Source organism: Acidovorax sp. LjRoot129 (genome assembly GCF_964253765.1).
In the GTDB taxonomy this organism is placed as follows: domain Bacteria; phylum Pseudomonadota; class Gammaproteobacteria; order Burkholderiales; family Burkholderiaceae_C; genus Acidovorax.
Genome location: NZ_CAXUSE020000001.1, coordinates 5,254,635 through 5,278,208 on the forward strand (window position 1 = coordinate 5,254,635; position 23,574 = coordinate 5,278,208).

Below are 23,574 nucleotides of genomic sequence, written 5' to 3' on the forward strand. Positions count from 1 at the left end.
TTCTGAGAAAGGATCTTTCTCCAGACGGCCCATTTGTGAACACTCTCGACAAATTCGACATCGCCATCCTCAACGAGCTGCAGGCCGATGCCCGCCTGACCAACGCCGAACTGGCCCAGCGCGTAGGCCTCTCGGCCGCGCCTTGCTGGCGCCGCGTGCGCGCGCTGGAGGAGCAAGGCTTCATCAAGGGCTACCGCGCAGAGATCGACCGGCACAAGATCGGCCTGGGGGTGCTGGCCTTCGTGCGGCTCGATGCCGACCGCAACACCGGGGGCCTCACGCTTGCCATGGAAGAGGCGATCCGCAAGATCCCCGAGGTGGTGTCGTGCCACTACATCAGCGGCACCGGCACGTTCGAGCTGCAGGTGGTGGCGCGCGACTTGGACAGCTTTTCGCAATTTGCACGCGATGTGCTGCTGAACCTGCCCAATGTGAAAGACATGCACACCAGCTTCTCGCTGGGCGAGGTCAAGGCCAGCAGCGCGCTGCCGCTCACGCACCTGGCGCATGCCAAATGACGAATGCTATTCATTTAATAGCTATAAGTGCAATATAGATAAGCGGTAGAGGGCTATTGGAGCCTCAATCGGTGCGTCGCTCGTGTCCCTGTGTTGCGCCCGGCGCACCGCCCGGCCCAACGCCATGCCCCAAGGGGTCCGCGCGTGGATCCACCGCATGGTGTGTTGTATAAGCCTGCTGAACCACAGCGGGACCACCACGGCTCCGCGCGCCGCATCCACCACACGCCCTGCAGGCCATTCGCCCCGTCCCCACAGCCGGGGCGCTTCGGTGCAGCGCACGGGGTGCGAACGGTTTTTTGTGGATCTATAAATAACTACGGACCCCTTCGGACGCAGGCACTTTGCCCGTCGAGGGGGCCCAATGAGGGAGCGGTCGGCATGATCTTCTGGGGCATTTTTTGGGGCGCAGTGCTCGGCTGGGCGCTTCCGGGCTACCGCTACAGCGACTTGGCGCCATTCGTGGGCGGTTTCCTGGGACTTTTTGCCGGACTTTCGCTGCGCTGGGTGGTCCGCTCTGCCATCCGCAGCGAGCTCCAGGCGCATGCCGCCAAGCAAGTGGCCCGCCCCGCACCGGTGGCCGCGGCTGCAGCCGCGCCGCCCACCCTGGCCGAAGACTGGGCGCCGGGCGCACCCTCCGCCGCCGTGGTAGCCCCCGTCCGTGTGCCGGCCGCGGCTGCGCCCGCCGCCCGGGAAGAACTGCTTGAGGTGCCTGATGCCCCCGCGATGGGAGGCCTCACACCGCAGGGCCTGCCGCCCATCGAGGCATCTGCCCCGCCGCCCCGTCGCCCTGCACCGCCCAGCACGCCCAACGCCATCGAGCAGGCCGTGCTGGCCGCCAAAAACTGGTTCCTCGGCGGCAACACCATCGTGCGCGTCGGCCTGGTGATCCTGTTCATCGGCCTGTCCTTCCTGGCGCGCTACGCGGCCTCTGCCGGATTGCTCCCGGTCGAGTTCCGCCTGGCTGCGATTGCCGGCGTGGCCATCGCGCTGCTGGTGGTCGGTTTCCGCAAGCGTGTGGACAAGCCTGCCTTCGCGCTGGCCCTGCAGGGCGGCGGCGTGGCGGTGATGTACCTCACCGTGTTTGCGGCCTTCCGGCTCTACGGGCTGCTGCCGCCCATGCTCGCCTTTGGTCTGATGATCGCGGTCTGCGCCACCAGCTGCGCGCTGGCGCTGCTGCAGGACTCGCGTTCGCTGGCGGTGGCAGCGTTTGCCGGTGGCTTTGCGGCGCCCATTTTGCTGTCCACCGGGCAGGGCAGCCACGTCGGCCTGTTCAGCTACTACACCCTGCTCAACCTGGCCATTCTGTTCATCGCCTACAAGCGCTCCTGGCGCGTGCTGAACGTGGTGGGCTTCGTGGCGACCTTCGGCGTGGCCTCGGCCTGGGGCGTGCTCAAGTACGTGCCCGACCAGTACGCCAGCACCCAGCCCTTCCTCGCGGTCTTCGTGCTCATCTACCTCTTCGCCGCCATCCTGTACGCACGCAATACGCCCACCAAGCTGGGCAACGCGGTCGACACCATGCTGGTGTTCGGCACGCCGCTGGTGGGCTTTGGCCTGCAGGCCGGGCTGGCGCAGCCGTTCGAGCTGGGCGCCGCCTTCTCGGCGCTGGCCTTTGCCGCGCTGTACCTGCTGGCCGCCATGGTGCTGGTGCGCCGCGCGCTCGAGAACTACCGCCTGCTGATCGAATGCTTCATCGCCATTGGCGTGGGCTTTGCCACTTTGGCCGTGCCGCTGGCGCTGGACGCGCAATGGACATCGGCGGTGTGGGCACTGGAGGGCGCTGGCGCCTTCTGGGTCGGCATGCGCCAAGCCCGCTGGATGCCACGCGCCTTTGGTATCGTGCTGCAGGGTGCGGCGATGCTGGCCTTTATGGACGGCGTCTCCAGCATCTCGCGCCTGCCGCTGGTCAACCCGGCCTTCCTGGGCGCCTTGCTGATCGCCCTGCCGGCCCTGCTGCTGGCCTGGTGGCTGCGCAAGCCGCTGCCGCACAGCGGCTCCACCTGGGCCAAGGCGTATGCAGGTGTCGAAGCGCGCTTGTCCAGCCCCGCGTACCTCTACGGTTTTGCCTTCTGGTGCCTGGCCTGGGTGCTGGAGATCACACGGCGCGTGCCCAGCCTTGAAGCCAACCAATGGCCCGTGGCAGTGTTCTCCGAACGCATCACCGAACTGCTGATCATGCTGGCCGTCGTGCTCAGCGCCGCCCTGTCGATGGTGCTGGGCCTGCGCACGCGCTGGGCCGTGGCCACCTGGCCGGCGCGCGGCACCATCGCCGTGCTGGCAATGGGTTTTGTCGCGCAGGTGGGCGACGGCTACCGCGTACTGGCCACGCCCGCCTGGGCCGTGTGGCCGGTCGTGCTGGCGCTGCATGTGTGGATGCTGCGGCAGACCGACCGCCTGCAGGCAGCGGCCGATGCGGACGGCAAGCCCGCAGCGGGTGCCTCGGCCTTCGGCTGGTTCCATGCCGCCACGGCGTGGCTGGTGACCTTTCTGCTGGCCGACTGCCTGTGGTCTGGCATCGGCAAGGCCGAGCTGTGGCGCACCTCGTGGGCCGGCGTGGTCATGCTGGTCAGCGCGATTGCGGTGCTGATGCTGCTGGCGCTGTGGGCGGGCCGCGGCAACCGGCCTGCGGCGCGCGCAGCGCTGCCCTGGCCGCTGAACCCGCATGCCGAGGCCTACTACTGGCTGGCGGCGCTGCCGCTGGCGGTGCTGGTGTTCTGGGGCTCGCTGCTGGCGGCTGTGCACTCGTCGGGCCACACTGCGCCGCTGCCCTACATCCCGCTGCTCAACCCCACCGACCTGACCCTGGCGCTGGCGCTGGGCAGCCTGGTGTTCTGGCGGCGGGTGCTGGTGTCGGCGCTGCCGCCGCCGGCCAAGGCGGGTTGGGTCACCGGCCGCCATGCGCTGGTGGCGCTGGCCCTCTTGGTGTTCATCGCGATCAACACGGTGTGGTTGCGCGTGGCCCACCACTTCTTCGGCGTGCGCTGGGATGCGTCGGCGCTGTTCGACAGCTTCGTCGTGCAGACCGGCTACGCCATCCTGTGGACGCTGCTGGCGCTCAGCATGATGGTGCTGGCGCACCGCCGCGCGCAGCGGCCGCTGTGGCTGGTGGGCGCGGGCCTCCTGGGGCTGGTGGTGGTCAAGCTGCTGCTGATCGATTTGTCCAACGCGGGGGGTGCCGAACGCATCATTGCGTTCATCGCGGTGGGCGTGCTGATGCTGGTGGTGGGCTACTTCGCGCCGCTGCCGCCCAAGGCGGCGCCCCGTGCGGTACCTGACGCTCCGCCGGTCTCACCTGCGGCGCCCGTGGCACCTGTGCAAGAGGAATCACTGCCATGAAATCTGTCCGTCACCACCTGCCGCGGCCCGTAGCCGCATGGCTGGCCGCTGCCGCACTGGTCCTGTCCGTTGGCGGTGCCCACGCTGCGGCCGATGCCAACAGCCCGGCCGCCTACGCCATCCGCATCCCCGTCACGCTGGCGGGGGATGCGCCGCTGCAGCGCGTTCTGCTGCCCGCCGAAGTGCTGGTGCGCCTGCAGCACCCGGGCTATGCCGACGTGCGGCTCTTCAACGGCGCAGGCCAGCCCGTGCCCATGGCGCTGGCCGGCGTGGCGGCGGCCAGCGCGCAAGAGGAATCGGTGGTGTTGCCGGCCTATCCCATCCTGGGCGGGCCCGGCACGTCAGGGCAGGCCGGGCTGGAAGGCCTGTCGCTGCGCATCGAGGAGCAACAAGGCCGGCGCGTGGTGCAGATCGACACCACCGGTACGCCAGGCACAGCAGGCCCTGCCGGCGCGCAAACGGTCCGAGGCGCGCTGCTCGATGCGCGCGGTCTCCAGCTGCCCGCGGCCCGCATGGCGCTGGACGCTGATCTGCCCGCCGGCCAACCGGTGACCTTCACGGTGCAGGCCAGCCGCGACCTGAAGAACTGGCAGTTGCTGGCCGAGACGGTGCTGTACCGCGCCGACGCTGCGGCCACACCTGCGACGCCGGGCCGGCTGGGCAATGAGCAGATCGACCTGCAACGGGCGGACCTGAAAGACCACTACCTGCGCGTGACCTGGGGCGATGCCGCGGTGACGTTCCGTGGTGCCACGCTGGTCACCTCGCGCGGCATGGGTCCGCGCGAGCGCGTCAGCGCCAGCATGGCGGTGCCGCCACTGGGCAACAACCCGCGGGAGCTGGTGTTCGCCCTGCCGTTTGCCACACCGGTCGCTGCGCTCAAGATCACGCCGCAGGGCAGCAATGTGCTGGTGCCGGTGCGCGTGCTGGGCCGCAACCACCGCGAACAGCCCTGGTCGCATCTGGCCAGCGCCACGGTCTACCGCATGTCCACAGGCGGCAAGGAGCAGACCAACGCACCGGTCGAGCTGGGCGGCGCCTCGGTGCGCGAGATCAAGATCGAGGCCGACGCCCGGTCGGCCGGCTTTGCCGCCGCGCCCGACATCGCGCTGCAGTTCGAGCCGGCGCAACTGGTCTTCCTGGCCAGCGGGCAGGGCCCCTTCACCCTGGCGGCCGGTTTCCCCGGTGCCGGTGCGGCTGCGAGCGCGTTCCTGCCCCTGGCGAGCCTGGTGCCGGGCTACCAGTCCCAGCAGGAGAACACCCTGCCCCTGGCGCTGGCCGATGTGGCCCGGGCCGACATCACCGGCGGAACACCAGCGGGAGGCCCGCTGGTGGCCGCTGCCGCAGCCAGCGACGGCCTGTCCACGCGCAGCTGGGTGTTGTGGGCGGTGCTGCTGGCAGGTGTTGCGGCGCTGGGGCTCATGGCCTGGTTGCTGATGCGCCAGACGAAGCCGGTAAGCCAGGCGCCGACTTCGCCGCCCGATGCGGGGTGATGCTGCATCCCGGCTTTTGCGCGGCTCGGTCGACGGCCTGTTGAACGCCCTGGACTAGTAGAGTCCGGACGCCGGACGCCAGCATCCGGTGACCGCGCCCGTGCGAGCCCAGCAAGCAGGTGGCTATTCTTTCCTCTACGCACCATGCCGCTCCAACCGTCGCACAATGTGCAGACATGCCACCTTTGCCGTCCCACGAAAGCACGCGCAGCGTTGCGCCCCCGCCCCCTCCTGACCTGAACCCTGCGGCCGATGCTGCGGCGCGCGGGCCGACCGCCGGCGCACACGCCGCCGCAGACCGTGCCGCGCTCGCGCAAGGCACCGAAGAATCCGTCGCCGCGCAGCTCGACGAAAGCGCGGCGCAGCTGAAGCAGGCCGCATCGCTCTCACCGTTTGCCCCCCTTTCAGTGCCGGTGTTCCGCATGTTGTGGCTGACCTGGGTGGCGGCCAACACCTGCATGTGGATGAACGATGTGGCGGCCGCCTGGCTCATGACCACGCTCACCAGCTCGCCCATCCTCGTGGCGCTGGTGCAGTCGGCCTCCACCCTGCCGGTCTTTTTGCTGGGCCTGCCCAGCGGTGCGCTGGCCGACATCCTCGACCGGCGGCGCTACTTCATCGCCACGCAGTTCTGGGTGGCGGCCGTGGCGCTGGTGCTGTGTGGGTTCATCCTGGCCGGCGGCATGACGGCGCCACTGTTGCTGGCGCTCACGTTTGCCAACGGCATTGGCTTGGCGATGCGCTGGCCGGTGTTCGCCGCCATCGTGCCCGAGCTGGTCAGCCGCCCGCAGCTGCCCGCGGCGCTGGCCCTCAACGGCGTGGCCATGAACGCATCGCGCATCATCGGCCCGCTGCTGGCTGGCGCCATCATCGCCAGCGCTGGCAGCGCCTGGGTGTTCGTGCTCAACGCCGTGCTGTCGGTCCTCTCGGGCCTGGTCATCATGCGCTGGAAGCGCACCCACGTGCCCAGCCCGCTGGGCCGCGAAAAGCTGCCCAGCGCCATGCGCGTGGGCGTGCAGTTTGTGCGCCAGTCGCCGCGCATGCGCGCCGTGCTGTGGCGCATCTCCATCTTCTTTTTGCACGCCACCGCGCTGCTGGCCCTGCTGCCGCTGCTGGCACGCGGCCTGGAAGGCGGCGGTGCGGGCACCTTCACGCTGCTGCTTGCGTCGATGGGCGCGGGCGCCATCACCGCCGCCATGTTTTTGCCGCGGCTGCGCCAGGCCATGGCGCGCGATGTGCTGGTGATGCGCGGGACCATGCTGCAAGCCGCCGCCACGGGCGTGATGGCCGTGGCGCCCAACGTGTACGTGGCCGTGCCCGCGATGTTCGTGGCCGGCATGGCGTGGATCACCACGGCCAATTCATTGAGCGTATCGGCCCAGCTCGCCTTGCCCAACTGGGTGCGGGCGCGTGGCATGTCGATCTACCAGATGGCCATCATGGGCGCCACGGCGTTTGGCGCCGCCGTGTGGGGCCAGGTGGCCACGGTGAGCGACGTGCACATCAGCCTCGGCATCGCCGCCGGTACCGGCGTGGTGGCCATGGCGCTGGTGCAGCGCCTGGTGGCCGACCGCAGCCTGGAGGAGGACCTGAGCCCCTCGAGCGCCTTCACGGCCCCCGTGGCCGACGTGCCGCCGGGCTCGGGGCATGTGGTGATCACGATCGAATATTTCATCGACCCGGCCCGCGCCGCCGAATTTCGCGCCGCCATGCAGGAAAGCCGCCGCAGCCGCCTGCGCCAGGGTGCCCTGGGCTGGCAGCTGCTGCACGACATCGGCCAGCCCGCGCGGTATGTGGAGCGGATCGAGGATGAGTCGTGGACGGAGCACCTGCGCAGGTTTGACCGCGTGACGGCTTCGGACGTGGCCCTGCGGGACCGCAAGCTGGCGTTCCACGTGGGGGATGCGCCGCCGCAGGTGACGCGGTGGACGGTGGAGTCGTGAAGGCCCGGGGCCCCCTGCACTGCGGCTGAATCACAATACCCACCCTGCGCGGCACGGCCCCGGCAGGTAGGCCCGCTTCTCTATCCCAACGATTTCGACCATGTCCGCTTCCGACGAAGATTTCATGCGCCTTGCCCTGGCGGAGGGCTGCAAAGCCTTGCCGGCCTGTCTGCCCAACCCGCCCGTGGGCTGTGTGTTCGTGAAAGATGGGGCCGTGATGGCGAGCGGGTTCACCCAGCCGCCCGGCCAGCACCACGCCGAGGCGATGGCGCTGTCTCAGTGGCCTGGCGACCTGGCCGGTGTGACGGCCTACGTCACGCTGGAGCCGTGCTCCTTCCATGGCCGCACGCCGTCGTGTGCGAAGGCGCTGGTGGCGCGTGGAATCCAGCGCGTGGTGGTGGCCATGCTCGACCCCGACCCGCGCAACGCAGGCGCCGGAATCGACATCCTGAAGGCCGCGGGCGTCGAGGTGTCGGTGGGTGTTTTGGAAAGCAGCGCAGTGGCGGACATGGGCGCCTACCTGGCGCTGAGCGCGAACGCCACCGCCCAGGGAGGCGCGGCATGAAGCGCATCACGCCCACCTTGTTGCTGTGCCTGGCCGCTGCCGCGCCGTGCGGCCACGCCGCCAACACTCCCAATGCCGTGAGCGCTGCGAGCGCTTCCAGCGCCGCCAGCTCACCAAGCGCCCCCAGCGCCGACGCTGGCCTGCTCGGGTGCTGGCGTGCCGCCAAGATCGTTCTGTACGTGCAGGACGGCACCCAAGCCGAGGACACCTCGGGCCGTTGCACGCTGCAGTTCAAGCAGACCCTGTTCGAGTCCACCTGCAAGACCACCACCGGCACGTCCACCACCGTGTACCGTTACCAGGTCGTGCGGCCCCGGGTGTACGCGGCCACCATGGCGACCAGCACGTTCAAGACGGACATGATCGGTTCGACGCGCGAGTACGAATACCGCATCGACGGCGACCGGCTGCGCACCGTGAGCGTGCCGCCCGCCAAGCCGCCCGAGCCCCCGGCGGTGGCGGCCCCCCGGGTGGAGACCGAAGCGGCCAGAACGCCATGTCTTTGAATGGCACGATTGCTACTGAATTGATAGCTATTGGCGCTTGAATAGCAAGCGCTAGGGATCCTCTGCACGAATCAGCGGCAAGTGGGCGCTGTGGATCGGGAGGGGCTGCAAGGCGCAAAACGCAGCAATAGCCGCAGCTATTGCGAGTATTTGCAACGCCGCAGACCGCCCGAGACCGCAGATGCACACGGCGCGATGATGCGTGCAGAGGGTCGCTAGGGGCTCAAAAGACTTGGATCTTCAGGTCGTGTGGACCGCCGGAGCCGTGGCGGTTGCGCCGCCGCCCGCGGCCACAAAGCTGCGCTGCAGGATCCCCATCAGCATCGTCCGCAGCAGCGCCTGCACGGCGCCATCGCCAGCCCCGCTTTTCAGCGCGGCGGCCAGATCGTCGCTGTGAGCGGCCACGGTGCCGGTGACCTCGGCGCGCCAGCGGGCGCCCAGGTCCGCCGCGTTGCCCGGCGGCACGCGCTGGTGGTGGGCGATGACGAGGTAGTGCGTGCAGGCCGCCTCGGCCGCGTGGCGCAGCAGGTCGTCGCCGTCGCCCTTTTTCTGGAGCGAGCGCAGCGCCCACGCCGTGGTGCCGCCCAGCAGCGCGCCCAGGGCCGTGCCTGCGCCCAGGGTGAGGCCGCCCGTCCCGATATCGATCAGCGCGCCCGCCTTGGCCCCGGCCGCCGCGCCCGCAGCCGCGCCTGCAGAAGTGCCCACGGCCAGGGCTGTTCTGTCGGCCCGACGGAGTGTTGGCAAGGTCGATGTTTCGCGCTGCGGTGCGGCATCCCGCAAAGCTGGCGCGGGCGGCTGGCCGTGCAGCGCGCGCAGTGCGGCATCCAACCCCTGCACCTGCTCGGCGTACTGGGCTGCCGCATCGCCGCCGGGGCTCAGGTGCACACAGGTGCGCAAATGCTGCGCCAGCGCCTGCAGCGATTGGCCAAAGCGCAGTTCATTGCGTTCCACCCAGGCCGCGCGCAGCCGCGCAAGGGCGTGGCGGTGCGGGGGCAGCGCGGTGCTGAGCTGGTCGAACAGCGCGGGCTCCAGTATCCAGCTGGCGCCAAAGTCGTCCCCGCGCAGCGCAAGCAGGGGCGCGGTTTGCCACGCGGGCGGCAGGGCATCGCTGGCGGTCCACGCCAGCACCGCATCCACCGGCTGGCCGGTATCGGCAAAGGCAAATTGCAGGCGGTCGCCCTGCGCGGTCTGAATTGCAGCGCCCTGCAGTACCTCGGCCTCTGGGCCGTGCAGGCCGATGAGGAGGTCACCCGGCAGTGCGGCGCGCAGCCCGGCGAAGGCCGCGTCTTCCGGGTCGATGTGGCCGTGCCAGCGCGCCTCGCGCCAGCGTGCCCAGGCGGCCAGGGCGAGGCGGGGCAGCATCACCACCAGCGCGAGCAAGCCCACGTACATCCACACCCAGCGCCCGCCGGCGGCGCCTTCGCCGGCAAAGTTTTGCGTGGCCGCGATCTCTTGCAGCGTGAAGGGCGCCAGGCCCCCCAGCATGGTCAATGGCCAGAACAGCACCGATACGAGGGCGTGCACCTGCGCGGCGTCGAGGAAGGTGCTCTCCCACCCAAACTGATAGCGCACCACCAGCCCGCGCAGCAGCAGCGACAGCGCAATGCCCGCGCCCCAGGCCGCCGCACACAGGTGCAGCACGCGCGCGCCGCGCTGGGCCAGCAGCTCGGCGGCGTGGGCCCACCAGCGCGCACCAAAGTCCGCCGCGATGCGCGCGCCGAGCCCGCGCCCCCGGCCGGGCCGATGGAGATGGCGCAGGCCCTGCAGCCACGCCGCGCGGGTGGGCGGGCGCCACACCTGCCAGGCGATCAGCAGGTACACGGCCAGATTCCACGCCAGCACGATCAAGAGCGGCGGCGAGAGCAGATCCACCCGGTGCGCATTGGCAATGCGGTCGGTGGCCAGCCCCAACAGCAGGGCCAGCAGCGGCAGGCCGCGCGCCGACCAGCGCCACCATGCGCCGGGCTGGCGCAGTGCGGCCACGGTCGTATCCCGCCCGCTGGCGCGCTCGGCGATGGTGTGCGCGCGCTCCAGCACCACGTCGGCTGCGCCCACACGCTGTGCGCCGCGCTGGCGGGCGGCGGCCACGGCGCTGCGCGTGGCCTCGTCCCACTCGGTCTGGCTGACCAGGGTGCGCGCCGTGTCCATGTGCTCGACGGCCTGGGCGAGCAGCACGGTGCGCAACTGGGGCTCGGTCACGCGCATGGATGCTCCTGATTTAATAGCTATTGGCGCTTGATGAACAAGCGCTGGAGGCCATTTTGATCATTATTTTGGCCACAACACCCACAGCCGCAGGTTCTGCTTGAGCCGCCCGGCAATGTCGCCCGCCTCGGGGCCCCAGCCGGTGAAGAAGTCCGCGCGCACCGCGCCAAGGATGGCGCTGCCGGTGTCCTGCGCCAGCACCATGCGGGCGAGCTGCACCTGCGGCCCGCTGGAGGCCAGCCACACCGGCGTGCCGTAGGGGATGCTCTGGCGGTCTACCGCGATGGAGCGGCCGGGCGTGAGCGGCACGCCCTGCGCGCCGCGCGGGCCAAAGCCGGCGTCAAGCGGGCTCAGGGCCTCTTCGCGGAAGAACACATACCGCGGGTTGGTCCACATCAGCTCGTTGGTGCGCTGCGGGTTGGCCGCCAGCCAGGCGCGGATGCCGGGCCAGGTGGCGTCGCGGGTGTAGCCCTGGTCAAGCAGCCAGCGGCCGATGCTGCCGTAGGGCTGGTCGTTGGTGCCGGCGTAGGCCACGCGCACCAGCGTCACCGTGCCATCCGGCTCGGTGATGCGCAGCCGGCCCGAGCCCTGGATGTGCAGCACCATCGATTCGACCGGGTCGCGCAGCCAGGCAATCGCCCGGCCAGCCAGCGCAGCCTGGGCTTCGGGCAGGGTGTCGATCTGCTGGCGCGTGTACCAGGGCTTGCGCGCGCCCAGGGTGGCGGGCACGCGGTAAATGGGCACGGTGTAGCCGTTGCCGGGCTGGCGGGCGCCTTCCATCATCGGCTCGTAGTAGGCGGTGAGCAGCCCGTCGGCATTGCCATCGTGCGCCTCGACGCGGTAGGGCTGCAGCCGCGCAATGAGCCAGGCGCGCTGCTCTTCGCCGGTGGCGATGCTCAGCTGGCGCACTTCGCCGCACAGCGCGGTGAAGGGCGGCGCGGAGCGCTCGCAGCTTTTGATCCAGGCGTTCCAGGCCTCGTGCAGGGCGTCGTCTGTAAAGCCCGGCAACTCGGCCCAGCGCACGGGCACCCAGCGGCTCTTGGCCTGCGCCAACGGTGGGGGCAGCGGACCGGTGTCACCGGGCAATACCACCGCGCCGGGTGACGGCAGCGGCGCAGGGATGGCCGGGGGGCGTGAGGGGCTTGGGGGCGGCGGGGTCGAGCAGGCGGCCAGCGTTCCTACAATCAGCGCCGTTCCCACAGCGCGCAGGAGTGTCAATTTCATGGGTCTGATTTTGCTTGAAGCGCTGCTGGCGCTCGTGTTGCTGGTGGCCATCGTCTGGTGGACCATGTTCTCAGGGCGCAAGGGGGGCGAGTTGCACAAGCCCAGCGAGGATGCGCCACCCCCGCCCCAAATGCCACCCGCCGCAACACCTCCTGTGCCGGGCCCCACCCCGCCGGCTCCACCACCCGGCTCTCCTTGACTGCTTGAGGCCCTTGCGCACAGGTTGCAGGCGATACCGTCCTACAGCCAAGGGGCCCCTGTGCCGATGGTGTGACAGCGCGCACCACACCACCATGGCGGATCAGCTGGGCGCTACCGAGGCTGCCGCCAACGACAGGCTGCAGTCCCTGATCGGAACTCCCGCAGCGCCCAGCTCCCGATGATTTTTCAAGGAGCACACACATGCGCAAAAACATTCTCTGGGGCGCCACCGCCGCCGTCGTCATCCTGGCCTCTGGCTGCGCCAGCATGGACGACACCCAGCGCCGCACGGCCACAGGCGCCGGCGTAGGAGCCATCGCCGGGGCGGTGATCGGATCGGCCACCGGCGGCAATGCCGGCACCGGCGCCGTGGTGGGTGCAGGTGTGGGGGCGTTGGGCACCTACATCTGGTCGCAGAACATGGAACGCCAAAAACGCGAGATGGAGCGCGCCACGCAAGGGACCGGCATCGCCGTAACCCAGACGGCCGACAACCAGCTCATGCTCAACATCCCGAGCGACATCTCCTTTGCCGTAGGCCGCTCGGACATCCAGCCCAACTTTGCGCCGGTGCTCGACCAGTTTGCGGCAGGGCTGCGCAACAACCCGAACACGGATGTGCGCATCGTGGGCCACACGGACAACACCGGCAGCGACGCCGTCAACAACCCGTTATCGGTAGACCGCGCTGCCAGCACGCGCAGCTACCTCACCATGCGCGGCGTGGACGGCCGCCGCATCGCCATCGACGGCATGGGAGAGCGTTATCCGATTGCCAACAACGAGTCGGCCGATGGCCGGGCGCGCAACCGGCGTGTCGAGATCTTTGTGGGCGAACGTCCCCGCGGTTGATCCTCGGGGCTGACAGCCCGAGCGCCATGGCGTCTCGGGCGCGCCCCGCGCAAACGCCTGAGCCATTGCGCACGCCGCGCAGCCGCTCAGCCGCTCAGGCCAGGCCTCACTGGCCGGCGCGCAGCAGGTTGGCCAGCTCTACGGCCGACTTGACCTGCATCTTGTCGAACACACGTGAGCGGTGCACCTCGACCGTGCGCACGCTGATATCCAGCTGATCGGCAATCAGCTTGTTGGGCAGGCCAGCCACCACCAGGTCCATCACATCGCGTTCGCGGTCGGTCAGGTCGGTCAGCCGCACCTGCAGGTCGCTGCGCGCACGCAGCTGGGCCAGGCGGCTGGCGGACTGGGCCAATGCCTGCTCCACGCGGTCCACCAGCGCGTTGTCTGAAAACGGCTTCTCGCAAAAATCAAAAGCGCCGCGCTTGACGGTGTCCACCGCCGTCGGCACGTCGGCGTGGCCGGTGAGAAAAATCACCGGCATGGTCGCCAGGTCGCCACGCACCGCCAGCAGATCGAACAACGCCAAGCCGCTCATGCCCGGCATGCGCACATCCAGCAGCAGGCAGCAGGGCTGGCGCTGCGTGGGGCGGACCTTGAGCATGGCATCGAAAGCCTCCGCACTGTCAAACGACTCGGAAAGCAGCCTGCGCGAGCGCAGCAGCCAGGCGAGCGCCTCGCGCACGCTGGCGTCGTCGTCCACGATGTACACGGTGGCGTTGGTGACGGGTTCCATCAGGGTCTGGCAGCAGAAGAAGGGGGAGAGACGGGCAGCGTGAAGGTAAACACCGTACCACGCGGCTCGTGGGGGGCAAATCCGAGAAAACCACCGTGCTGCTCGATGACCGTGCGGCACAGCGAGAGGCCCAGGCCCATGCCCTCGGGCCGGGTGGTGAAGAACGGCGTGAACAGCCGCGCACCCACCTCGGGGGGGATGCCCGTGCCCACGTCGGTGACGGCAAATTCGATCCATCCGCTGTGCTGGTTGGACGCCGCGCGGCGCACGCGGATGTCCAGCACCCGGTCGCGGATGGCCGGGTCGTCCATGGCTTGCATGGCGTTGCGCGCCAGGTTGAGCAGCACCTGCTCGACCATGGTGCGGTCGCACAGCACGGGCGGCAGGCCGGGCTCCACCATGGTGTTCACGCGCACGGCCAGCTTGCGGGCCTGCAGGATGGCCAGCGGCAGGATGGCGTCGATCAGCTGCTGGGCTGGCACCGCCTCGCGCGCCTGGTCGCGGCGGCGCACGAAGTCGTGCACGCTCTTGATCACCTTGCCCGCGCGCTCGGCCTGCCGCGCGATCTGCTGCATGGCCATCCGCACGTCCTCCAGGCTCTCGGGCGCGGGCATGCTGCCGGCTCCGGCGGGGGCTTCGAGCAGGTTCATCGAGCCCGTGGCGTAGCTGGATATGGCGGCCAGCGGCTGGTTGAGTTCGTGGCTCAGCAGCGAGGCCATCTCGCCCACGGTGGCCAGGCGGGCCGTGGCCTGCAGGCGCTCCTGCGATGCGCGCGAGAGCTCTTCCACCCGCCGCTGCTCGCTGATGTCCAGGAACGCGCTCATCCAGCCGGTGTGCTGGCCTTGGGCGTTGATGAGCGGCGCTTCGATGATCAGCACCGGAAAGCGCGTGCCGTCCTTGCGCATGAAGACCGACTCGAACCCCTCGCGCGGCGGTATGTGCTGGCCCGCCAGCCGGATCGCCTGGCGCTGGCGGTACTCGTCCACCAGCTCGGGCGGCCAGTAGGGGGCAGATGCACTCTGGCCGAGCAGCTCCTGCGCGCTGAACCCCACCATCGCGCAGAAGGCCGGGTTTACGTAGGTGATGCGGCCCTCCAGGTCGCGCGCGCGCAGGCCGGTGACGAGCGAGTCCTCCATCGCCTTGCGAAACGCGAGCGCGTCGGCCAAATCGCGCTCGGCGCGCAGGCGCCGGCGATTGTCGCGCACCAGCACCACCATCACGGTGACAAGAGCGATCGACATGGCGGTGACCAGCGCAGTGAGCACGTTGGGAAACAGGCTGGGCGCGCTGTGCCAGGTGTCCATGCGCAGCACGAGCGTGCTGCCGGGCAGGTCCAGCAGGTGCGTGGCGGTGAACATGCGCGAGCCCCGGCGCGCGGCGCCCAGCACGGCCAGGCGGGTACCGTCGGCTTCGGTGAACGATGCCTCCTGGCTGCGCGTGAGGTTGTGCGCCACCAGGTTCACGAGCACGTCTTGCAGCGAATAGGTGACCACCAGAAAACCCGTGTGCCGGCCGCCGGCGGTCAGCGGCAGGCACAGCTCCATCATCTCGGAGCCCAGGCCGTCGCCGTGGGGCTGGAAGTAGCTGCTGGAGTACGCGGGGCTGCTCAGTCGGCGCGCATTGGCGCAGGCAATGGCCGCGTCCGATTGCTGGCCCTCGCGCAGGCGCGCATCCCAGGCCACCGGGCGGTAGGGCGACTGCGCATGGGTGCGCACCCGCAGGTGGGCGTCGCGCCACTCGATGCGCACCAGCTCGCGCCGGTTGCGCAGCAGCTCGGCGGCATCGACCTCCCATGCGAGCTGGCCCGGGTCGCCCGCATGCAGCGCCTGCAGGCTCTGCAGGTTGCGTGTAAGCGCCACGCGGATGTCCGACACCGCATCGGCCGTGTCGCGCTCCAGGCGCGTCTGCACCTGGCTGGCCTCATAGCGGCCTGCCAGCCAGACCATGGTGGCCAGCATGGAGATCACCAGCAGCACCAGCAGCGTCCAGAGCGACCAGCGCCGCCACGCGCCGCGCCAGCGCCGCAAGAGGGTGCGTTGCTGGGGAATCTTCACAGCACGCGGTGCGACAGTGACGGCAGTTGCAGGCGCAGGTTGCGCAGGCGTTCGGGGTCGAGGCTGCCGGCGACCACGCCCGCGCCCTGTTCCAGCTGGGACTGCACGGTGCCCCAGGGGTCGACCAGCATGCTGCGGCCCCAGGTGTGGCGTCCGTTCTCGTGCACGCCGCCCTGCGCGGGGGCGAGCACGTAGGCCAGGTTTTCGACGGCGCGGGCGCGCAGCAGCACTTCCCAATGGGCCTGGCCGGTGGTGTGGGTGAACGCGCTGGGCACGAGCAGCAGGTCTGCGCCCGCGCTGGCGTGCGCGCGGTACAGCTCCGGAAAACGCAGGTCGTAGCACACCGACAAACCCACGCGCCAGCGGTGGCCGCTGCGCGACGGCAGGTCGAACTGCACGGGCCTGTCACCCGCCTCGATCACGCGGCCTTCGTGGTATTGCTCGCGGCCGTTGTCAAAGTAGAAGAGGTGGATCTTGTCGTAGCGCGCCACACAGGCGCCGCTCGGGTCAAACACCAGGGTGGTGTTGCGCACGCGGTCGGGGGTGCTGGTCTGCAGGGGCAGCGTGCCTCCCACCACCCACATCTGCAGATCGCGCGCGGCGGTGGACAGGAACCGCTGGATCATGCCCTCGCCCGCAGCTTCGCCCAGTGCAAGCTTGTCGGTGTCCTTGTGGCCCATCACGCAAAAATATTCGGGCAGCACGGCCAGCTCGGCACCGCCCTGGGCTGCCTGCTCCAGCAGCGCCCGGGCGCTCGCCAGGTTGTCCTCCAGCCGGGTGCCCGACACCATCTGGATGGCTGCGACTTGCATCATGACGCTTCTCCTGTTTTTTGCTGGGGGCTGCTGCTGCGAGGTGGGGCGTCGGCGCCGGGCGGGGCGGCCTCGCGCCCACGGCGCGGCACACGCACCACGCGGGGGTCGGACCAGGTGCCGTCGATGCGGAACTCCTGCGTGGCGGCCTCGATGAGCGGGCCACGCAGGAACACCTGGGCCAGGAAGCTGCCCAGGCCGATCACCGGGTTGATGGCCGTGGCCACCAGCGATGCGGTCATGGCGTTGATCTCGGGCACCACCACCACGCGCAGATCCTGCGTCTCATGGTCGATGTTGGCGCTGCCCTCCATCAGCACGGCCGCATTCACGCCCTTCATCTGCAGGTTGTTGGTGGTGGCCACGCCCTGTTCGATGCGCACGTCGCCGCGCACGAAGTCGAACGCAAAGCCTTCGCTGAATACGTCGCGGAAATCGAGCGTCAGGCGCCGCGGCAGCGACTGCAGGCTGAGCACGCTCAGCAGCTTGGCCAGGCCCGGATCGGCCTTGAGGAATTGGCCGGCCTCGATGTTCACGTTGATCTGCCCCGTCATGGAGCGGTAGTCCGGGCTGAAAGGCGCGCCCACCCAGGCCACCTGGCCTTCCATGCGTCCCTTGCCGCGGCGCACCACGCCCGGCATGGCCATGCGCGCGAGCAGGTCGCCCGAGTCGCGGATGTCCAGCTTGAAGCTAAGCACCGTGCGCCGCTCGGGCGTGCGCGGCCCCCCGGCAGCGGCGTTCATCACGGCCCAGTTGCCGTTGGCCGTGAAAATCGCCTCGGGCGCGCTGATGTTGAACTTGGACAGGCGCCATTCGCGCTGCGTGCCATCGCCGCCGCGGTTCTGGGCTTCGATCTCCACGCGTCCCAGGCGCTTGCCGCGCAGTTCGAAGTCGTCCACCACAATGTCCAGCGCGGGTAGCGCACCGGGCTGCTCGTCGAGCAGTGCCTCGACCTGGTTCGCATCGCTTTGCGGCATGTTCACGCGCGACAGCCGCGCAAACAGTCGGCCATTGGGGTGGTCGGCCGCGCCCGGCTGGCGGTACTCCAGGTAGCCGTTGAGCTCGGTGGCATCCAGGTTGGTGCGCCAGGTGGTGCCGTCGCGCAATGCGCCGGCGACGATGTTGTGCAGCGTGCGGCCCTGCAGCGTAAGTTCACGCGCGCGCAGGGCGAGTGTGGTGGGCAGGTAGTCCTGTGCGAGGCTTTGCGCGTTGGCGATGACCGGTGCGGCGGGCGGTGTCGTGGACGTAGCTGCGCGGCCTGGAGCTTCCGGGCCGGCGGTGGCTTGTGTCAGCACGTCCTCCCAGGCGTCGACATCGAGCTTGCCCTGGTTGATGTTGGCGCCCACGCCCTGCGCCGGCATGGGCGCCGATTCGCCACCCGACAGCCCGATGCCGATGGTGCCGCGCAGCACCTTGGGCTGCGGCCCGCTGATGTCGCGCACGTACATGGCCGACCCCAGCGAGCCCAGGTCCAGGGTGATCTGGTCGCGCAGCGGCGGGGCTTCTGCGCCCTGCCCGTTGCCGTTGTTGCCCTGCGTGAGCCCTGCAAGGGATTCGCGTGCAACCTGCGTTTCAAACCGCACCGGGAGACTGGCTTCAGCGCCCTTGCCCATGGGCGGCGGCAGGGCCAGGGCCAGCCCCAGCAGGCTGGTCGACACCTGCACCTCGGGCACGCCCCGGCGAAACGCCAAGGTCATCGTATACGGTGTACTGCCCGTGGCGCGCCGTGCCAGCTGCGACAGCATGCCCAGCGGCGCCTGCTGCAGTCCTTCGGCCGTCGCGGTGCCCTGGGCACGCAACTGCACCGCCGACTCGGTCGCTGGCGCATTGGCCGGCAGCGACCGCATGCCGCCCTCCAGCTTTACGCTGCCACCCAGCGCCTGGGCCTGCACGCCCTGGAGCGAAAAGCCCCCTTCGGTGAACTGAACCACGCCGCGCACGCGGCTGAGCGCTGGGGTGTCAGGGGTGATGCGGAGGTCGTTGCCTGCCATCGTCACACTGCCCTGGACCTTGGATTTGTTGATGTCGCTGATGGGCAGCGACAGGCGCAGCTGGAAGTCGGCGTTGCCCGCGCCACTGGCCTGGTCGAGCGCGCCGCCCGTCATGCGGCCCAGGGGCGAGGTGGTCATGAGGGCCAGCAGCTCGGGCAGCGGTCCGCGGGCATCGGCGTTGACGCTGACCACGGTGTGGGCCAGGTCAGGAATCTTCGCGTCGACTTTGGACAGCCGTAGGCCCTGGCGGCCGGCAAAACTACCGACGGCGCCGCGCACCTGCATCGACGACCGCTCGAAGATCAGCTCGCCCGAAAGCTCGGTCAGCGCGGGCCAGGGCAGGGTGCCCGCCGGCTGCAAGCTCGGTGGCACGTATGCATAGGTCACGTCCTTCACGCGCGCGGCAATGCGGAATTCGCCCAGCTTGGGGTCGTCGAAGGGCAGGTGGTGCAGGTCGCCCTTGACGCGAAACTGCACACTGCTGGCGCTGCCTGCGACCACTGCATCGCGCACGTAGTGCCGCGAGGCCGCAGGTATCGACAGCGGCAGATAGCGGTGCACGCGCGTGCCATCGGCGCGGTTGAGGGTGCCGCTCAGGTCCAGCACGCCCGGAAACCGCGACTGGTGGGGCACCTTGGCGGCATCGCTGGTGTGCCAGGTGGCCCGCGCCTCGCCCTGGGCGTCGGCGTTGGCAAACTGCACATCGTTGGCCTGCACCGCAATGCGGCTGCCTTCCAGCTGCCAGCGCACGTCGGCGCTCAGGCGATCGAGCGGCAGCACCGGGTCTTCGAACACGCCGGGCAGCAGCAGTGCGCCCGAGGCAATGGTCAGCGCCGCCTTGCCGCCGCCCTGGTTCATGTCGATATCCACCGTGGCACCGCGCAAGCCCAGGTGGGTGGGCGCGCCGCCGCCGGCATCGCCCGCCAGTGCCAGCCCGCGGATGCGGCCCCGCACCTGGTACTGCTGCAGTTTTTCGAGCGGGCCTTTCCAGGTGGCCTGGATCTCGTCCACCAGGCCATGGGGCGAATAGGTGCGCACTGCGTCGTGGGCCGTGGCGCCCAGGGGCAGTCGGCTGGCGATCTGCGCGAGCGCGGCCAGGTCCAGGCGGTCGGCGCGGAACTCGCCTTGCGCGGGCGCCTTGCCGGTGGCATCGGTATACAGCAGCCGCAGATTGCCCCCGGGCCAGGTGAGGCCGTCATCGGTCTGGAAATGCAGGGACTGGGTGGTGAACTCAAAACCTCCGCTCAGGCGCCGGCCGCCGAGCCGCCCCTGAATGGACGGCAGGGCCAACGCTTGCAACTGGGGCCCGAGGGTCGCGTTGACGTCGGCCAGTGCCAGGTCGGCCGTGCCGCCCACGATCTGCCCGCGCTGCACATCCGCCCAGGCGCGCAGCGCGCCGCGGCCCTGTGCCACCTCCACCCCCAGGTCGGCATACTGGCGCAGCCGGGACGCATCCACGCGCGCAAAGTGGGCAAACAGCTGGCCGCTCCAGTGCTTCCAGTTGCCGTCGCGCGCACGCAGCAGGGGGGCGCGGAACAAGCCCACCAGCGTGAAGCGGTCGCCCCAGGCCTCGGGCGGGGTGGCATCCAGCCGCAGGTGGTGGTGCCAGTTGCCGTTGCGCAGGAGCAAGTCCACCTTTTCGAGCGCGACTTCGGGGGCACCGCGCTGCTCGTCGGTCCAGCGCACGGTGCCGCCCTTGACAAACACCTCGCCTTGCGAAAACAGCCAGTCGGCTGCGGCATGGCTGTCCCCCTGCTCCTGGGTGAAATCAAGCCCCGCGACCGAGATGCGGCCCTGCGGGTCGCGCCGGACGTCCAGATCGGGCTCTTCAATATAGAGTTGCTCGAAGCCCCCGTTGAGCAGCGAGCGCGGCGAAAGCGCGACCACCACCCGGGGCAGCCGCAATGCCGCGCGGCCTGCGCCATCGAGCAGCGTGAGGTCCGAGAGTTCGATCGACGGGATCAATCCTTCGGTCTTGGCCGTGAGGGCGCCGATCCGGACCGGAACCCCCAGGGCCCGTGCGGCATGCGCCTCCAGCTGCGGGCGGTAATCACCGATTCGCGGCACAATCCAGCCATGAAGTGCCCCCCACGCGATGGTCAGCAGCAGCCAGAAGGCCAGCAGCAAGCCCAGTGACCACCGCGCGAGACCTGCCACGAATTTCAGCAGGCGGGTGGGGTGCGTGGAGGGAGCGATCATGGTGGGATTGAATGTGGCAGGAATTATGACCCGCAGCCCTGGTGCGGGTTCACTACGAACGAGTGTCCTTATGTATGCGGTCCCCTGCGATGTCTGAGATGCCGTCGCCCTCCGCTGATTCCCCTTGCCACCAGCCCCGGCCCGAGGGTCCGCTGGCCGAGCACTCGCGGTTTTACCAACGCCTGCACCGCCGCTACGGTGCCGACTTGCCTTTGCTGCCGCCCGGCCCGCCGGTGCTGGCCACGATGGAGCAGGCCTACGATGCCCTGCGCGCGCGCGGCTCGGACACCGGCACGGCGCTGCGTGTGGTGCGGCAGCTCGTCATGGAGCGGCTGATACAGCTCGATTGCGACCAACAGGCGCCATTGGCCGAAGTCACCCGTGCAGTGACCGAGCTGGCCGAACTGGCCCTGGACCGCGCCTGCCAGCAGGCCCGCCAGGAACTGGATGAACGCCATGGGGCGCCGCGCGGACCGGACGGCCAGCCCGTGCAGCTGTGGATCATCGGCATGGGCAAGCTTGGCGCACGCGAACTCAATGTCTCCAGCGACATCGACCTCATCTATGTGTATGAGCACGATGGCGAGACGGCCGGCAACGCCGAGGGCCGGGGACGCATTTCCAACCACGAATACTTTGCGCGCGCCGTCAAGTCCATGTACGGCCTGGTGGGCGACACCACCGAGCACGGCTTCGTGTTTCGCGTGGACCTGGCGCTTCGGCCCAACGGCAACTCGGGGCCTTCGGCGGTGTCGCTGGCAGCACTCGAGGAATACCTGCAGCTGCATGGCCGCGAGTGGGAGCGTTTTGCCTGGCTCAAGAGCCGTGTCGTGGCGCCGCGCGACTGCATTGCCAGCACGGAAGTGCAGGCCCTGCGCGGCGTGGTGCTGCCCTTTGTGTTCCGCCGCTACCTCGACTACAGCGTGTTCGACGCGCTGCGCTCCCTGCACCGCCAGATCCGCGACCACGCTGCCAAGCGCAGCGCCGGCCACCCGGAGCGCGCCAACGACGTGAAGCTCTCGCGCGGGGGCATTCGCGAGATCGAATTCACTGTGCAGCTGCTGCAGGTGGTGCGCGGCGGGCAATTCCCCGAGTTGCGCCGCCGCCCCACGCTGGACGCCTTGCCGCGCCTCGCGCAGGCCGGGCTGATGCCGCAGGAGACTGCCGATGCGCTCGCGCGGGCCTATGTCTTTTTGCGCCGCGTGGAACACCGCATCCAGTACCTCGATGACCAGCAGACCCATGTGCTGCCCACGCGCGACGACGACCTGGCCTGGATCGCCTTCACCCTCGGCTACCCCGACTGCTGTGCCTTTCTGCATGAACTCGATGCGCACCGCGAGCTGGTGGCCCAGGAGTTCGACACGCTGCTGGGCGGCAGTGGCAAGAAGCAGTGCAACGGCGGCGGCTGTGGCGGCCCGCGGGCTGCTGCGCCACCGCCACCCGAACTGGAAACTTTGCTTGAGCAACTGCCTGCGGGGTTTCGGGCGCGTGTGGCCGAATGGCGCAATCACCCGCGCGTCGAAGGCCTGCGTGACGAAGCGCGCGACCGCCTGTTCCGCCTGGTGCAGCGCACGGCGCGCTGGCTGGCCGAAGGCAAGGTGAATGAAGACGCGGCAGTGCGCCTGGTGGGCTGGCTCGAGCCGCTGCTGCGGCGCGAGAGCTACCTCGCGCTGCTGCTCGAGCGCCCTTCGGTGCACGAGCATTTGCTGCACCTGCTGGGCGCGGCCAAGTGGCCCGCCCGCTACATGCTGCAGCACCCCGGCGTGATCGACGAGCTCGCCGGCGATGCCCTGCTGTCCGAACGCTTCGTGGTGGCAGATTTCGAGCGCGAGCTGACCGTGCGCCGGGCCTCGCTGCAGTCCACCGGTGAGGACGACGACGAGACCCTGCTGAACCTGCTGCGCCGCGCCCAGCATGCGGAAACCTTCCGCACCCTGGCACGCGATGTGGAGCGGCGCATCACGGTCGAGCAGGTGGCGGACGATCTGTCTGCGCTGGCTGACAGTGTGCTGCGCATCACGGCACAGTGGTGCTGGAGCCGGCTCAAGAACCGCCACCGCGAGAGCCCGCAGTTCGCCATCATTGGCTACGGCAAATTGGGGGGCAAGGAGCTTGGCTACGGCAGCGACCTCGACATCGTCTTCGTGTTCGATGACGATGACGAACGTGCCCCCGAGGTGTACGCGGCCTTTGTGCGCAAGCTCATCAACTGGCTCACCGTGAAGACCGGCGAGGGCGACCTGTACGAGATCGACACTGCGCTGCGCCCCAATGGAAGCTCGGGCCTTCTGGTCACGAGCTTCGAGGCCTACGCCAACTACCAGCAGCGCCGCGGCAGCAACACCGCCTGGACCTGGGAACACCAGGCCATGACACGTGCACGTTTTGTGATGGGCAGCGATGCGCTGCAGGCGCGGTTCGACGCCGTCCGCGAGGCCGTCATCACGTCCGAACGCGACCCAGTGGCTTTGCGCGACGAGATCGTGCTGATGCGCGAGAAGGTGCGCTCGGCCCATCCCACCAAGGACGGGCGCTTCGACGTCAAGCACAGCCCCGGCGGCATGGTGGATGCCGAGTTCGCGGTGCAATACCTCGTGTTGTCGCAGTCCGCAACCCATCCCGAGCTGCGCGGCAACGTCGGCAACATCGCGCTGCTGCAGCGTGCCGAGCAGGTGGGGCTGTTGCCCGAGGGCGTGGGCACGGCGGCGGCCGATGCCTACCGTGAACTGCGCCGCGTGCAGCACGTGGCGCGGCTGGACGAGGCGCCAACCCAGGTGATGCCACCCGCGCTGCAGGCCGAGCGCGATGCCGTGCTGGCGCTGTGGCTGGCGGTGTTCGGCGCGGGCATGGGGTTGCCGCGGCGTCCCTGAAACGGTTTATGCCGGGACAGGGCGAAGTGACAAATGGTTGCATTTGCAGGCGCATTGCGCTTC

Annotated in this window: 15 protein-coding genes; 9 read left to right on the forward strand and 6 right to left on the reverse strand. The window is 69.4% G+C overall.

From position 1 onward, the window contains the following. The first annotated feature begins 35 nt into the window (after positions 1-35). From ACSQ3Q_RS24055 to ACSQ3Q_RS24080, 6 genes are all read left to right on the forward strand, one after another. Positions 36-518: an Lrp/AsnC family transcriptional regulator gene (locus tag ACSQ3Q_RS24055; protein ID WP_436136820.1), complete on the forward strand. Its 483-nt coding sequence runs from the start codon at positions 36-38 to the stop codon at positions 516-518. Between the two features lie 381 nt (positions 519-899). Next, complete coding sequence (locus tag ACSQ3Q_RS24060; protein WP_436136821.1) at positions 900-3,857, forward strand: DUF2339 domain-containing protein; 2,958 nt, start codon at positions 900-902, stop codon at positions 3,855-3,857. Beyond that, positions 3,854-5,350, forward strand: a complete 1,497-nt coding sequence (locus tag ACSQ3Q_RS24065; RefSeq protein ID WP_436136822.1) for a DUF3999 domain-containing protein — start codon at positions 3,854-3,856, stop codon at positions 5,348-5,350. Before ACSQ3Q_RS24060 ends, ACSQ3Q_RS24065 begins: the two co-directional genes overlap by 4 nt. A 176-nt stretch (positions 5,351-5,526) precedes the next feature. After that, on the forward strand, positions 5,527-7,293 hold the full coding sequence (locus tag ACSQ3Q_RS24070) for an MFS transporter (protein WP_436136823.1): 1,767 nt from the start codon (positions 5,527-5,529) through the stop codon (positions 7,291-7,293). A 100-nt stretch (positions 7,294-7,393) separates the two neighbouring features. Continuing rightward, positions 7,394-7,858 carry a bifunctional diaminohydroxyphosphoribosylaminopyrimidine deaminase/5-amino-6-(5-phosphoribosylamino)uracil reductase RibD gene (locus ACSQ3Q_RS24075; protein ID WP_436136824.1) on the forward strand — a complete coding sequence of 155 codons (465 nt, stop codon included), beginning with the start codon at positions 7,394-7,396 and terminating at the stop codon, positions 7,856-7,858. Then, positions 7,855-8,364 (forward strand): hypothetical protein, encoded by a 510-nt coding sequence (locus tag ACSQ3Q_RS24080; RefSeq protein WP_436136825.1) that lies wholly within the window; start codon positions 7,855-7,857, stop codon positions 8,362-8,364. Before ACSQ3Q_RS24075 ends, ACSQ3Q_RS24080 begins: the two co-directional genes overlap by 4 nt. A 240-nt stretch (positions 8,365-8,604) precedes the next feature. On the opposite strand, the gene ACSQ3Q_RS24085 is transcribed toward ACSQ3Q_RS24080, so the two are convergent. Together ACSQ3Q_RS24085 and mltA are read right to left on the reverse strand one after the other, a co-directional pair. Next, on the reverse strand, positions 8,605-10,569 hold the full coding sequence (locus ACSQ3Q_RS24085; RefSeq protein ID WP_436136826.1) for a DUF2868 domain-containing protein: 1,965 nt from the start codon (positions 10,567-10,569) through the stop codon (positions 8,605-8,607). Positions 10,570-10,632: 63 nt separating this feature from the next. Continuing rightward, positions 10,633-11,859 (reverse strand): murein transglycosylase A, encoded by a 1,227-nt coding sequence (gene mltA, locus ACSQ3Q_RS24090; protein ID WP_436136827.1) that lies wholly within the window; start codon positions 11,857-11,859, stop codon positions 10,633-10,635. Here mltA and ACSQ3Q_RS24095 point away from each other — a divergent pair. After that, on the forward strand, positions 11,792-11,992 hold the full coding sequence (locus ACSQ3Q_RS24095; RefSeq protein ID WP_436136828.1) for a hypothetical protein: 201 nt from the start codon (positions 11,792-11,794) through the stop codon (positions 11,990-11,992). The genes mltA and ACSQ3Q_RS24095 overlap by 68 nt on opposite strands. Positions 11,993-12,195: 203 nt before the next feature. Then, complete coding sequence (locus ACSQ3Q_RS24100) at positions 12,196-12,846, forward strand: OmpA family protein (RefSeq protein ID WP_436136829.1); 651 nt, start codon at positions 12,196-12,198, stop codon at positions 12,844-12,846. A 106-nt stretch (positions 12,847-12,952) separates the two neighbouring features. Here the strand turns inward: ACSQ3Q_RS24100 and ACSQ3Q_RS24105 are convergent, their stop codons facing one another. Genes ACSQ3Q_RS24105 through ACSQ3Q_RS24120 form a run of 4 tightly spaced genes read right to left on the reverse strand, consistent with a single transcriptional unit; the run spans position 12,953 to position 20,638 of the window. After that, positions 12,953-13,582: a response regulator transcription factor gene (locus tag ACSQ3Q_RS24105; RefSeq protein ID WP_436136830.1), complete on the reverse strand. Its 630-nt coding sequence runs from the start codon at positions 13,580-13,582 to the stop codon at positions 12,953-12,955. Next, positions 13,582-15,636 carry a two-component system sensor histidine kinase NtrB gene (locus ACSQ3Q_RS24110; protein ID WP_436136831.1) on the reverse strand — a complete coding sequence of 685 codons (2,055 nt, stop codon included), beginning with the start codon at positions 15,634-15,636 and terminating at the stop codon, positions 13,582-13,584. The genes ACSQ3Q_RS24105 and ACSQ3Q_RS24110 overlap by 1 nt, the downstream gene beginning before the upstream one ends. After that, the gene (locus ACSQ3Q_RS24115) at positions 15,633-16,448 is read right to left on the reverse strand and encodes a carbon-nitrogen hydrolase family protein (protein ID WP_436137066.1); all 816 of its coding nucleotides are present in this window, start codon (positions 16,446-16,448) and stop codon (positions 15,633-15,635) included. The genes ACSQ3Q_RS24110 and ACSQ3Q_RS24115 overlap by 4 nt, the downstream gene beginning before the upstream one ends. Further along, a complete protein-coding gene (locus ACSQ3Q_RS24120) occupies positions 16,448-20,638 on the reverse strand; it encodes a YhdP family protein (RefSeq protein WP_436136832.1) in 4,191 nt (1,396 codons plus the stop codon). The genes ACSQ3Q_RS24115 and ACSQ3Q_RS24120 overlap by 1 nt, the downstream gene beginning before the upstream one ends. 98 nt (positions 20,639-20,736) lie before the next feature. Here ACSQ3Q_RS24120 and glnE point away from each other — a divergent pair, with 98 nt between their 5' ends. Next, complete coding sequence (gene glnE / locus ACSQ3Q_RS24125; protein ID WP_436137067.1) at positions 20,737-23,511, forward strand: bifunctional [glutamate--ammonia ligase]-adenylyl-L-tyrosine phosphorylase/[glutamate--ammonia-ligase] adenylyltransferase; 2,775 nt, start codon at positions 20,737-20,739, stop codon at positions 23,509-23,511. The last annotated feature ends 63 nt before the right edge of the window (positions 23,512-23,574 follow it).